We start from the raw sequence: 12484 nt of genomic DNA, 5'->3' as shown, positions 1-12484 counted from the left end.
AATCGCAAACAGGAGAAGAGAGATGAAGCACAGGGTTTTTGTGGCCGGAGCAAGCGGCGCCATTGGCACCGCACTGGTGCCCCTGCTAATCGCGGCGGGCTATACGGTGTTCGGCAGCACCCGGCGCCCCCACCGGGCGAAGAACCTCGAAGACGCTGGTGTCACGCCGGTCGTCGTGGACGTATTCGATGTGGACGCGCTACGCGACGCGTTGGGTCGCATCGCGCCGCATAGCGTGATTCATCAATTGACCGATTTGCCGTTCGGGCTGGATCCCGCCCGCATGGCTCAGGCGGTGACCGCCAACGCCCGGATTCGCGACGAAGGAACGCGTAACCTGGTTGCAGCGGCCATTTCAGCCGGTAGCAAGCGGATGATTGCGCAAAGCATCGCGTGGGCGTATCGACCAGGCGGGACGCCCTACGATGAAAGCTGCGCACTCGATATCGATGCGCATAGCCCGCGCGGTACTAGCGTGCGGGGCGTCGCGGCACTGGAGCGCCATGTGTTGGAAACGGCGCCACTGACTGGGACCGTACTCAGGTATGGACAGATTTACGGGCCCGGCACGGGTTGCGATGTACCCGCCGGCTCAAGCCCGCTGCACGTCGAAGCCGCTGCGTTTGCGGCTTTGCTAGCGCTCGAACGGGGCACATCGGGGATATACAACATTGCGCAGGACGACGCCGAGGTCACCAGTGCAAAGGCGAAGCGTGAGCTGGGTTGGTCGCAGGACCTGCGATCGGGGGCGCATGTATGAACCCGCGTGCTCTGCTGCTTCTCGCGCACTTGCCGCGGCTGCCGGGCAATCCCACGATGCTTTCGGCAATAGCAGTAGCATTGCTGCTGCCGGGTCCGGCGACGCCCCGTTCGGCGATCGACTGGTTCGCCGGCATTTGTGGCAGCGGTGGCGATCCGCTGCTGTCCAGTGCATCGCCGGATGCCACGGCGACGGGGCGTCCCGCTTCGACCGTAAAAATTCTGTCGTGCGAAGCTCTGCCTGACGCGCCGGGCAAGTCGGTGACGACGGCTATCGTCGACTTTCCGCCGCTCGGCTTTACGCCCGCGCATCGTCACCCGGGCTCGGTGACGGCGGTCGTGCTCGAGGGGACGATTCGCTCTCAACTGGCGGGAGGAGGACCCGTCGACTATGTCAGTGGACAAACATGGTTCGAGCCGCCACACGCACTTCACCTGTTCGCCGAGAATCCCGATCCGACGCACCCGGCGAGATTTCTTGCGACCTTCGTCGCCGATACCGGTTGCGGGGCATTGGTGCTACCGCCTGACTAGATTTCACGGCCAGACCGCAATGCGAACGTCTGCTTCGAAGAAAATTGAGTGGCTGTTGTGGGTTGGGAAGAGCCGAGGACGATCTGGTTCACGGAGGACGCGACCGCGAAGCCTGGCGGGCACGGGCGGAAGGGATATTTGACGTCGAAGGTCTCATTCTGGCATGCGTTCAGGATGCCGCCACTTGCGATCCAAGCGTTGTGGCCGACGCGATCCGGGAGTGGTTCGACGTCGCAAGAGCTATAGAAAGTCGGCACGGGGCTGCTAACTCTTTCTAGAGTAGGAAACCGAAATAGGCTGAACTACCGTGCACTATGGCTTCTCCGCATTGAGACCGAGCCCGCAGACCTTGGTCTTGCCCTGCCGCTGCCGCCCACCCGACTGGAGCCGCAACCCCTCATGCCTGGGGCGCGTCCTGCATCCGGCCAAGCCCGGCCATGGAGGCGCTTTGGGCGCCCGAGCCGGGATTCTGGCTGCTGCCAGAGCGGTACCCGGATACGCCTTCCGCTCGAAGGAGCTCCTCCAGTAGGGGCTGCAGTGACCCGTCGATCCGAATGTGCCCTTTGTGGGCGGGCGTCGACCGATCGTTGTCGGTGGCATGAGCATGCGCTGCGGCCACAAGGACTTTGCGTTGGACGTCTTCCATCGCGCGCGCAAATCCGCCTCGCGCATCAGCGTGCGGACCCGATTACAGCTGCGCCTCTTCAATCCCCGGAGTGTGCGAATCTACGCAATGCCGCCAAATCCAGTATCTGAATTGACCCATACTCAGCAACCACTAACCCTGCATCTTCCAGTTCGCGGATGGCCCGATTCGTGTTCTGCCTTGAAAGCCCGCAAAGCCTCCCAATTTCCTCCTGGGAGAAGCCCAACGTCTTGTCCGTGGCTGGATAGAGCTGCTGATTGAAAAGCTCTGCCAAACAGAATGCCACCCGCGCAGATGCTTCATGCAGCCGAAGGTTGTGCACCAGTCCAACGTAGTAGCCACATCGAGCGTTGAGTTGGTCGATCACGTATCTGCTGAACGAGTGGCTCTGCTCAAGGAGCCAAAGGAATGTCGACTTGGGTACGAATGCTAGGCGACTATCCCGGATCGCAACAACAGAATAGGGCCGTGGCTCGTCTTTCAGCACAACACCCTCACCGAACCACGAGCCGGCAGGAACGCCCGCAAATGTGATAACCCGCCCCTCTCTCGAGGCGGTATCGACCTTCACGATCCCTTCCATCACCGCAAGCCAGTGGTCGGCAGGATCCCCTCGATGGCACGCAACGGCACCAGCATCGTAGGATCGGTCAAAGCTATCACGCATAACTCGAGTCTTCTGCTCAGAGGTCAGATTCGAGCACCAGGGCGCCTGCAAAAGAAACGCCTCCAGACTTAGATGGCCAGGCTTGCAAAAACCATCATTGCGATTCTGCAAGGTGGAGTCGACCAAGCTGCTGGATTTCGAGAGGGCGACGGGCGAAACTCGCATCGCTTCCGGTCGCTTGGCTTGCATGCCATTCACGTGGTTCATCATTTGGAGCCAGTATTGCGCAGTTGCATGATCACCTGTTTGCGCTGAGCACCCGTCGCCGACTTGATACCGCTGGCATGTGGCAAGCGCTGTGCAGAAGTCCAGTCTTCCAGATCCTTGGCAGACCTCCGACCTGGGAAGCTGTCGGGATCAAGTGGGATTCGACGTTCTGTTAAGTGAAATCTGGATTCGCTTTAGACTATGGCCCGAAAGGGATACTGTCAAGGGAAGCGCGGCTAGGTGTTTGTACGGAGGGCGCTATAATGGCCACCCTAAAGGTGAGCGGTGTACTGCACAATTTCTCGTCGAAAAGCAGGCATAACTGAAATGGAAATTCCACATAGCCCTCCGCGCATTCGGATTCGCCGGCGGGGTGCCGACAAACATCCGTTGATCCTCCAAGCCGCACGAGATTTGGTGGCGGAATCTGGGTTCCGAGAAGCCCAGATGTCGTTGATTGCCGAGGCTGCAGGCATCGCGATCGGCACGTTGTACCGCTACTTTCCGTCCAAGACCGAGTTGTTGGTCGAACTCGTGAAAACGACGGCGCAACGGGAAGTCGACGTCGTAGCTGGTATCGCCATGCGTGATGGGACCGCACTAGAACGTCTTGGTGCGGCCGCATGGACGTTCGCGAGTCGCGCTTTGCGAGGCCGACGCTTAGCCTACGCCCTAGTCGCTGAACCTGTTGAGCCAGATGTCGAGGCTGCCCGGCTCACTTATCACCGAGCACTGGCCAGGGTATTCAAGACGATCATTGAGCAGGGTATGGCGAATGGCGAGTTCCCTGCACAGGATGCCGCCGCATCGGCAGACTGCATAGTCGGCTGCCTTTTCGAAGGCCTGGTGGCACCGCTCACCAACAACGCTACAGCCGATGCTGTCCAGGCAGCCGCCCACGGCTCGGCCATCATCACCTTTTGTCTGCGAGGGGTTTCAGGCTTACAGGCGCCCGCCTATAGGATTCCGACTGTATAGTCGCTTCCTTCAGGAATCGACCGTCTCTACCGGCTAGCGGAGGACGATCTCCCCCCCCGAGCTCGCCTTCCGCAAGGATTTCTGTCGCGCCGACTACCTCTACAAGCCTCTTGCGCTTAGCGGATGTGCTGCCGGCCTCGTGTTTTCGGCCGGCAGCACAAGAGGACTGAAGTTGTGAAGTGACTTGATCCGCCTGTGACAATGTTGTCACAGGCAGTGGATCAATTGGAGCACGTATAGCTTGATGCGGCGTTCACGTCCCCGCTGACGTGCTTTGGCCACTGGGGGTACTCACACAGAGGCCGCGTGCGCCCCGCGGTGGGCGGGTTCAAGTCGGTAACGACGAGATTCTGCGGAGCCGTGCCTTTCGTGACCCAGTTATCCAAAGCAGTCAGCCCATCATATGCCGCCTCAAACTGCCCGCCCGTGCCATGTGCGGCACCGGGAACCAGATAGAACTTGAGGAATGACGACAGCGCATTCTGCCCATAGTTCGCCAGCAATCGGTTGTAGTAGTCAATCGACATTTGAGCCGGAATGAACTGGTCGGATTGCCCGTGCTGAAGGATCACCTTCCCACCTCGGTTCTTGAAGTTGTCGAGGTTGACAGTCGTGGAGTCCATCATTTGACTTACCGTCTGCGTTCTAGCGGTAAGCGGCCCTGGATCCGTGAAGTTGAAGGACATCAAATCGAGCGAGGGATCCCTTGCAATAGCGTATCGCACGAGGCTATTCGGGAAGGCATAGAAGAACGACCATTGTGCGGTTGCATTTGTCCCTGGGTCCAGTACGGCGTCTGCTGGAGAGTCCCCCAACGGTAACAAGAAGCCACTCCAGAAATCGGTGCCTGCGAGGATGTTGTAACCAGGAATGCTGTGAATACCGTTTGCGAAATCAAAATTTGTCTTCAGCGGCGTGGCCATGGTATTGACAGTACTGATCTGAACGTCAGACAGGCAAGTGTCGCCCGTGTCGGCGCCCCCTGGGCATCGCACAGTCGCCGGATCGAACGTACAAAGCCCCGGATTGCTGATCAGGCCGTCTGTCGCGCCGTCCAGACTGTCACAGGCCGACATCACAGCCTTCTTGAGCATAGCGGCCTTGTTTGCGTTGATGAAGCCGCCTGGGGCAAGTAACGCCTGAGAGATGCGCCCCATTTGGTAGGCCAGCCCCATGATCCCGGACGCGGGATACGTCGAAATGATGCCATCGTAGTCTGACGCGTACTTCTGCGCAGCGATAAGCGCCTGGCGACCGCCGCCAGAGCCACCAATGTAGTAGCTATGCGCGAACGTTGCCCCGTAGCGCTGCTTGGTTAAAAACAGAGCGACATCATGCGTTTTCTTGATGTGGTCGCCGGCATAGTTCGCCAACGCCTCATCGTTCTGAGCGAACCGGCCATCCCCAAAGCTTCCTTCATGCCCGCTATCGCTGCCAAGCGTCACATATCCGCGCGCCAGCGGAGTCAGAACCCCCTTCGGTTCGCCATAGGATGTGAAGCCGGTTTTTGTGAAGCCTGTTGTGTCCGGGACAGACCCGTCAAGCCCACCGCCACCGAAGTGAACAGATTTCCCGTTCCAAGTGGACGGCAAATCAACTTCGAACTTGATGTCCGGCGCGGCCGGGTCCACGGGATGAATCCCCCCCAAGACCTTGCAGAACTCGCCATTTGTATTGCCCGACGCCGTGGCAGCAATGAGCGTCGCCGACGCGATCGTGGCGCCAGTCGTTGGCAAACCAATCGCGGAGGCTGGTACGGCTGAACCTTGAAGCGCCGCGCACTGCTGCGCTGGCGTCAACTGGGGCGTGGCATCGGCTACGACAGAGTCGCTGCCTCCTCCACAACCAACGACGAGCAAGGCCGATAGCGTTGCCACAGTGGGTGCAAGCCATTGCGGCCTGACTTTGGTGAACTTCATGACGTTGTCTCCTAGCAGACGCCGGGACTTCTAGTTGTCCACGAGTCGCTTTCGTTCAAGTAAATAGTCCTGCGAGGTGCGTCGTCACTGACGAGCATGGCGGCGAAGCACCCCGATGACGACCATACCGATCGGGCCTGCTCAGGATTGTCTTGCGCAAGACGATTGGAAACTTCGAGCCGTATTCAGTCGAAGATGTTGGAGTAGCCCTGCCAAATTCAGGTTGGGCCACTCCTTGATGTACAGAAAACTTTGTTAAAGCTGGCAGTCGTTTTCGTTCTGGAATGCCACCCGCTCTGTGGTCTCGACACCTTAAGCATTTACCCGCTGTCAGCGGTGCTTGAACGCTGGTTGCCGTTTCGACAGGAAGGCGGACATCCCTTGCCGGTCAGGACGATGCATCCGATGTTGTCGTCCCGCTCGTACGCATCAACAGCGGCCCCGACTCCATTCATGACATCGTCATTGAGCGCATTCAGCGCTTCGGGGCTGTTGATCTGAATCAGACCGACGCGGTCGATCGCCTTTCGCAAAACCACTTCACTCACATTTGGCTCCGGCCAACAACTTCACGACGCCACCTGCCTCGCGTCGAATGCGAGGCAGGTGGCCTTTCCTTACAACAACTCGACCGCCACCGCGGTTGCCTCACCGCCACCGATGCAAAGGCTTGCCACGCCACGCTTCTTTTCCGCCTCCCTGAGGGCGCCAAGAAGTGTCACAAGGATCCGTGCGCCAGACGCACCGATGGGATGCCCAAGAGCGCACGCTCCACCATGAACGTTGACCGTCTCAGGGTCCAAGCGCAGGTCATGAATCGCCGCCATCGTGACTACAGCGAACGCCTCGTTGATTTCCCACAAATCGACATCTGCGGTCGACCAACCGGTCTGACCAAGCAACTTCTGGATGGCCCCCACCGGAGCAGTGGTGAAGTCCGCGGGCGCTTGTGCATGCGTCGCGTGGCCAACGATTCGGGCGAGCGGCTGTACACCCAGCTTCCTGGCAGTCGATTCCCGCGCCAGCACCAACGCAGCAGCGCCGTCCGAAATCGAGCTTGAGTTCGCCGGCGTCACCGTCCCCCCTTTTTTGAAGGCCGGCTTCAACGAGCGGATCTTCTCAAGGTTGACCTTTGGCGGCTGCTCATCGCTCCGCAGCGTGACCTCCCCTGTCCGACCTTGGACCGTGATCGGCGTCGTTTCCCATGCGAAATCACCGCGTTCGATCGCCGCCTTCGCACGCTGGGTCGAGAGAATGGCCCATTCGTCCTGGGCTTCGCGCGAGAAGCCATAGCGCTCGGCACAGTCCTCGGCGAACGTACCCATCAGCCGGCCGCGTGTGTCGTCTCGATAGTGGTCTTCCAATCCATCGAAGAACATGTGGTCCAGCAACTGCCCGTGGCCGAGCCGATACCCTTTGCGCGCTTTGGGCAGCAGATAGGGGGCGTTCGTCATCGACTCCATGCCCCCAGCAACCATCACGTCGTTGGTAGCAGCGGCGATCGAATCATGCGCCAGCATCACGGCTTTCATGCCGGATCCGCACACCTTGCTGATCGTCGTACACGTCACTGATTCAGCAAGGCCGGCGTTCAGGCAGGCCTGCCGCGCAGGAGCCTGACCAACGCCGGCCGGGAGAACACAACCCATCAGCAGTTCCTGGATCGCGCCAGCATCGATACGCGCGCGCTCGACAGCTGCGCGAATAGCGAACCCGCCCAGTTCCGGGGCTGTCAGGCTTGCGAGATCTCCTTGGAAGCCACCGATCGGCGTGCGTGCGGCGGACAGAATGACGACTGGATCGTTTGTACTCATGTTCGGTCTCCGTTCTGGTGATTTACTTTGCCGCCATCCGGATGGCGCCATCGAGCCGGATGACCTCGCCATTCAAGTAGCCATTGCCAAGCACGTGCTCGACCAGACCAGCGAACTCCGTCGCCTTACCCAAGCGCGAAGGAAACGGAACGGACCGACCCAGCGCCTCTTGCACATCGGCTGGCATCTTGAGCAGCATCGGGGTTTCCATGATCCCTGGAGCAATCGTCACGACCCGAATTCCGGACCTGGCCAACTCCCGCGCGAGCGGCAAGGTCATCGCAACCACACCGCCCTTCGAGGCGGCGTAGGCGGCCTGCCCAATCTGGCCGTCGAACGCAGCAACCGACGCAGTGTTGATGATCACACCGCGCTCGCCATCGTCGTCGGGTGGCTCCTGTTGCATGATTTCGGCGGCCAGCCGAACCATATTGAACGTGCCGCCCAGGTTGATGTTGAGGGTGCGCAAGAACGAGCTCATTGCGTGCGGCCCCTGCTTGCCTACTACCTTCTCCGCGGGCGCGATACCGGCGCAGTTCACCAGGCCGCGCAATGTTCCCAGCGCGGTTGCTGCTTTGAATACGTCTTTTGCTCCCTCTTCGCTCGTCACGTCGGCACAGACAGACGCGCAGCGGAGTTCCTCAGCCATCGCTTCGGCGGCCTCCAGATCGAGGTCAACGATCACCACCTTGCCCCCTTGCTCAGAGAGCAATCGGGCAGTTGCGGCTCCCAGTCCAGAGCCGCCGCCGGTTACGACGAATACGTTGTTACTGATCTGCATCGGATGATTTCCTGAGGGTGATGGGTCAACTGCTTGCCGACCAAGGGATGTCGGAGTGTGAGGGAAGCGCTTGCGCGCCATGTGTGTTGGCCGCGCTGCGGCGATGGTCGATCATCATGACCGCGACGGTGCCCAATACGCCGGCAAGGCCAATCGCCAAGAAGTTCTGCTCCAGAGGCAGTCGCATCGCCACCAGCATGCCGATCAGCACGGGTGCGGCGATCGCTCCGAGGCGGCCGATACCGGAGGCAAAGCCCACACCGGTCGAGCGAATCGAAGCGGGGTAAAACTCACCGGCGTATGCGTACGCCAGGAGCTGTGTTCCAAGGGTGGAGGCACCGACGACGAACACGACAAGGAAGAGCAGCTCAGTCGATTTCGTGTAACCCATCAACGCCAGCGACACTGCACCGGTCGCGTAGAAGGCCACCAGTACATATTTGATGTTGTACTTGTCGCCCAGCCAACCACCACCCACGGCACCGACCATGGCACCAATGTTGAAGACCAACACAAAGGTAAGTGCGGACCCAAGGCTATAGCCCGACATGGCCATCAACTTTGTGAGCCACGAACTCAACGAGTACACCATGAACAGCCCCATGAAGAAGGCGACCCAGATCATGACTGTGCTGAATCCACGTCCGTCCCGAAACAGCTTGGCCACCGGGGCTTTGGTCACCATCGCCTCTTGGGGCATGACGAACCGGTCTTGGCTACTGACTTGAACCTCCGGCGCGATCTTCCTGATCAGTTGTACGAGCTTCTCGGCACGGTTTCGCTGCACCAGAAACGCCAGCGAATCAGGCATGGTCAGCAAGACGAAGGGAATGATCAGAATGGGCGTGCCAGCGATGAAGAACACGGACTGCCAGCCATAGGCTTCAATCAGTTGCTTGCCGGTGAGCGCCACAAGGATGCCGCCGATCGAGTACCCAGCGAACACCAGGGTGACGAGACGGGCTCGGATCTTGCGCGGAGCATATTCACCCATCTGAGCAGTCACGATGGGAAGCACGCCGCCAATCCCGAGACCTGCGAAGAACCGGGTAATGCTGAAGCTCAACGGATCGTGCGTCAGTCCGGCCGCGGCTGTGAAGAAACTGAACAGCGCGATGCATACGGAAATCGACACAGGCCGGCCGATCTTGTCGGCCAGCGTGCCGAGGTAAATCGCCCCAAGCATCATGCCGAACAGGGCCGAGCTCGCCATGAATCCGGCCTTTGCTGCATCCACCCCCATCTGTTTCATGATGGACGGTAATGCCGCGCCCACAACGGCCAAGTCGTATCCGTCGAGCACGAGAATCAGGGCACACCAGAACAGGATCAAGCCATGGAAGCGCGAGAATCTCGCGTTCTGTGTGATCCTTTGAACATCAACTTCGTTACTCATGGTCTCCTCCATTTGAGAATGGATATCGTTGGTGGTGCTATTGGTCCATCTGCGGGTAAAGCTAGGTGACGTGATAAACCGTAAAGGTGGAAGAAGGCGCCCTTTCAGAGACGAGCGAGTTCTCAATGCGACTCTCGTCGGCGTAGCCCAAGCTCATGCCCACCAGGAACATGTCTTCTGGCGGCAAGCCAAGCTCTTGCTCGATGATCTTGTGGTACTTCATGAAGGCGGCCTGAGGGCAGGTGCTCAGACCGTAGGCACGCGCGACAACCATGATGTTCTGCAGGAACATCCCGTAGTCGAGGAGACTGCCGCGCTGCATCACGCGGTCGATCGTGAAGAACAGCCCGACTGGTGCATCGAAGAACTGGTAGTTCCTGCCGTGCTGCGCGTGCATCCTCTGCTTGTCACCCTTCTCGATGCCAAGAAGGCCATAGAGCTTCCATCCGATGTCACGACGCCTGTCGATATAGGGCGACACCCACTCTTCTGGGTAGTAGTCCCATTCATCGGCATGCGCATCCGCCAACTCGGGATCGTTGTCGACTTTGGCGATTGCGGCGCAGACCCGGTCTCGGGCGTCGCCCATGACCACGTGTACCTTCCAGGGTTGAATGTTCACTCCCGTCGCCGCATAGCGCGACACATCAAGAATTGCCTTGATGGTCTCGTGTGGGACAGGCTTCAGAAGATAGGCGCGAACGCTACGTCGCGTAGCAATTGCCCATTCCACAGCCGAACGGATCGATGAAAGTTCATCCGGTGGCGGTCCAGCTCGTTCCATCTACTACCTCGCTCAACTGTCATGCGGACCTCGCGTCCACTTAGAATTCAGATTAGCGAGCGTTTCTCAGCTCCAATGTCTTGCAGCCGACAATCGTTTCCCTCTTTGAAGGTCGGAACTCGATGCATGGAAATGTCTCAGGGGTGACATTCACCCCGTTGGACCAACGCTAGATTGGGATGTGGCTTGAGGAACGGGGAACCCCTCAGGGCCGTGCATTCATAACCCGACGTGGAGACATCGCTATGACCGGAAACATTTATCAGAGCGGGCTTGGCCGTACCCCTGCAAATCACCTCCCGCTGACACCGCTCCACTTCCTTGATCGGTGCGCCGACCAATATCCCGATCACATCGCGATCATTCACGGCTCGATGCGGCAAACGTGGAAGCAAACACGAGAACGCTGCCTGCGCCTGGCGAGCGCGCTCGTCAAGCGGGGCATCAAGCGTGGAGATACGGTTTCGATTCTCGCGCCCAACACTCCCGCCATGGTCGAGGCACATCACGGCATCCCGTTATCGGGCGCAGTGCTCAATGCGATCAACTGCCGGCTGGATGCCGAAGGCGTCCGCTTTATCCTGCGCCACGGCGAATGCAAGGTTCTCTTTGTCGACAGGGAGTTCTCTTCGCTCGCTGCAAAAGCGCTCGAACGGATTGAGAACAAGCCACTGGTCATCGACATCGCTGACATCGAAGCACCCACCGGCGATCTGGTCGGCGAAATGGAGTACGAAACCTTCCTCGCTGAAGGTGACGCTGACTTTCCGGGCGTATGGCCGGAGGAGGAATGGGACGCGATCGCCTTGAACTACACATCCGGCACCACATCGGACCCGAAGGGCGTCGTACCAAGCCATCGGGGCGCTTACCTTATGAGCATGCTCCAACTCACGGATTGGGGCATGCCCCGTCGGCCGGTGTATCTGTGGACGCTTCCCCTGTTCCACGCAAATGGCTGGTGCTTCGCGTGGGCGATCACCGCCGCTGCCGGCACGCACGTCTGCCTGCGAAAGGTGACCGCAGCGAATATCTTTGGCGCCATCAAGCAGCATGACGTGGATCACTTCTGCGCAGCACCGATCGTATTGGCATCGCTCGCCAACTCTTCTGATGCTGAGCGTTGTCAACTGAAGCGTACTGTCCGAGTTAGAACGGCCGGCTCACCGCCGCCTGCAGCAGTGCTGAAGTCAGTGATCGAGATGGGGTTCGAAGTTGAACACGTCTACGGCATTACGGAAGCATCCGGCACCCCGGTGAGCAGCTTCATCAACCCGGCATGGAGCGATAAGCCGATGGATGAGAAAGCGCGCCTCATGGCTCGCCAGGGCAATCGGGCCTCCGGCTTGGAAGACCTTTGTGTTGCTGACCCAGTCACTTGCGAGCGTGTGCCCCGGGATGGCAAAACTCAAGGTGAGCTCTTGCTCCGCGGCAACATCGTGATGAAGGGCTACCTCAAGAATCCCGAGGCCACTGCCAGCGCATTCAATGGGGGCTGGTTCCACACAGGCGACGTCGCTGTGATGCATCCGGACGGCTATATCCAGATTACGGACCGTTCGAAGGACGTCATCATCTCTGGTGGTGAGAACATTTCTTCGGTGGAAGTCGAAGACGTTCTCCATCGGCATCCGGCTGTCCTGATCGCTGCTGTAGTCGCTCAACCAGACGCAAAGTGGGGAGAGTCACCTTGCGCGTTCATTGAACTGAAGCCCGGCGTCGCTGCCCCAGACCAAGCTGCATCATCCGCTTCTGTCGTGAGCACCTGGCCCACTACAAGTGCCCGGTGAGGGTCATTTACGGGGTACTTCCAAAGACGGGAACGGGCAAGATTCAGAAATTCAGATTGCGGGAACTGGCGGGAAGCCGCGAAGCCATTACGGACCTTTCGAACGTTTAGGTCCTTGGCAGAATCTCCATCCCGAGCCGCATAGGGCAAGCTTGGTCGCCCGAGTCGGGCATGTGGGGAAACCATATTTCGGACCCATATCCAAACTGA

General features: G+C 59.3%; 10 protein-coding genes and 1 pseudogene. 4 read left to right on the top strand and 7 right to left on the bottom strand.

What is annotated here, in order from left to right:
• Positions 1-22: 22 nt before the first annotated feature.
• Positions 23-760, top strand: a complete 738-nt coding sequence (locus AC1Q7Q_RS03105) for an NAD-dependent epimerase/dehydratase family protein (RefSeq protein WP_492372819.1) — start codon at positions 23-25, stop codon at positions 758-760.
• Complete coding sequence (locus AC1Q7Q_RS03100) at positions 757-1293, top strand: cupin domain-containing protein (RefSeq protein WP_492372818.1); 537 nt, start codon at positions 757-759, stop codon at positions 1291-1293. Before AC1Q7Q_RS03105 ends, AC1Q7Q_RS03100 begins: the two co-directional genes overlap by 4 nt.
• Before the next feature lie 704 nt (positions 1294-1997).
• Here AC1Q7Q_RS03100 and AC1Q7Q_RS03095 read toward each other — a convergent pair.
• On the bottom strand, positions 1998-2795 hold the full coding sequence (locus tag AC1Q7Q_RS03095; RefSeq protein WP_492372817.1) for a Crp/Fnr family transcriptional regulator: 798 nt from the start codon (positions 2793-2795) through the stop codon (positions 1998-2000).
• 345 nt (positions 2796-3140) lie between these two features.
• Between AC1Q7Q_RS03095 and AC1Q7Q_RS03090 the strand changes: the two genes are divergently transcribed.
• Positions 3141-3791, top strand: a complete 651-nt coding sequence (locus AC1Q7Q_RS03090) for a TetR/AcrR family transcriptional regulator (RefSeq protein ID WP_400102049.1) — start codon at positions 3141-3143, stop codon at positions 3789-3791.
• Positions 3792-4012: 221 nt separating this feature from the next.
• Here AC1Q7Q_RS03090 and AC1Q7Q_RS03085 read toward each other — a convergent pair whose 3' ends face one another.
• From AC1Q7Q_RS03085 to AC1Q7Q_RS03060, 6 genes are all read right to left on the bottom strand, one after another.
• The gene (locus AC1Q7Q_RS03085) at positions 4013-5710 is read right to left on the bottom strand and encodes a tannase/feruloyl esterase family alpha/beta hydrolase (protein ID WP_492372816.1); all 1698 of its coding nucleotides are present in this window, start codon (positions 5708-5710) and stop codon (positions 4013-4015) included.
• Positions 5711-6030: 320 nt separating this feature from the next.
• A complete protein-coding gene (locus AC1Q7Q_RS03080; RefSeq protein WP_492372815.1) occupies positions 6031-6258 on the bottom strand; it encodes an enoyl-CoA hydratase/isomerase family protein in 228 nt (75 codons plus the stop codon).
• A 69-nt stretch (positions 6259-6327) separates the two neighbouring features.
• Positions 6328-7524: an acetyl-CoA C-acyltransferase gene (locus AC1Q7Q_RS03075; RefSeq protein WP_492372814.1), complete on the bottom strand. Its 1197-nt coding sequence runs from the start codon at positions 7522-7524 to the stop codon at positions 6328-6330.
• A gap of 22 nt (positions 7525-7546) precedes the next feature.
• Positions 7547-8305: an SDR family NAD(P)-dependent oxidoreductase gene (locus AC1Q7Q_RS03070; RefSeq protein WP_416046960.1), complete on the bottom strand. Its 759-nt coding sequence runs from the start codon at positions 8303-8305 to the stop codon at positions 7547-7549.
• Between the two features lie 25 nt (positions 8306-8330).
• Positions 8331-9701, bottom strand: a complete 1371-nt coding sequence (locus AC1Q7Q_RS03065; RefSeq protein WP_492372813.1) for an MFS transporter — start codon at positions 9699-9701, stop codon at positions 8331-8333.
• Positions 9702-9762: 61 nt separating this feature from the next.
• A complete protein-coding gene (locus AC1Q7Q_RS03060) occupies positions 9763-10485 on the bottom strand; it encodes a nitroreductase (RefSeq protein WP_492372812.1) in 723 nt (240 codons plus the stop codon).
• 245 nt (positions 10486-10730) lie between these two features.
• On the opposite strand from AC1Q7Q_RS03060, the pseudogene AC1Q7Q_RS03055 reads away from it, so the two are divergent.
• Positions 10731-12385: pseudogene (locus AC1Q7Q_RS03055) on the top strand (AMP-binding protein).
• Positions 12386-12484 lie beyond the last annotated feature (99 nt).

Source organism: Cupriavidus sp. GW823-FHT07A04 (genome assembly GCF_058794615.1).
This window is presented reverse-complemented; position numbering and strand designations above follow the sequence as displayed.

What these genes read in the sequence shown, in the direction of transcription:
- AC1Q7Q_RS03105 (WP_492372819.1), top strand. Translation starts at nt 23, where the DNA reads ATGAAGCACAGGGTTTTTGTGGCCGGAGCAAGCGGCGCCATTGGCACC.
- AC1Q7Q_RS03100 (WP_492372818.1), top strand. Translation starts at nt 757, where the DNA reads ATGAACCCGCGTGCTCTGCTGCTTCTCGCGCACTTGCCGCGGCTGCCG.
- AC1Q7Q_RS03095 (WP_492372817.1), bottom strand. Translation starts at nt 2,795, where the DNA reads ATGCAAGCCAAGCGACCGGAAGCGATGCGAGTTTCGCCCGTCGCCCTC.
- AC1Q7Q_RS03090 (WP_400102049.1), top strand. Translation starts at nt 3,141, where the DNA reads ATGGAAATTCCACATAGCCCTCCGCGCATTCGGATTCGCCGGCGGGGT.
- AC1Q7Q_RS03085 (WP_492372816.1), bottom strand. Translation starts at nt 5,710, where the DNA reads ATGAAGTTCACCAAAGTCAGGCCGCAATGGCTTGCACCCACTGTGGCA.
- AC1Q7Q_RS03075 (WP_492372814.1), bottom strand. Translation starts at nt 7,524, where the DNA reads ATGAGTACAAACGATCCAGTCGTCATTCTGTCCGCCGCACGCACGCCG.
- AC1Q7Q_RS03070 (WP_416046960.1), bottom strand. Translation starts at nt 8,305, where the DNA reads ATGCAGATCAGTAACAACGTATTCGTCGTAACCGGCGGCGGCTCTGGA.
- AC1Q7Q_RS03065 (WP_492372813.1), bottom strand. Translation starts at nt 9,701, where the DNA reads ATGAGTAACGAAGTTGATGTTCAAAGGATCACACAGAACGCGAGATTC.
- AC1Q7Q_RS03060 (WP_492372812.1), bottom strand. Translation starts at nt 10,485, where the DNA reads ATGGAACGAGCTGGACCGCCACCGGATGAACTTTCATCGATCCGTTCG.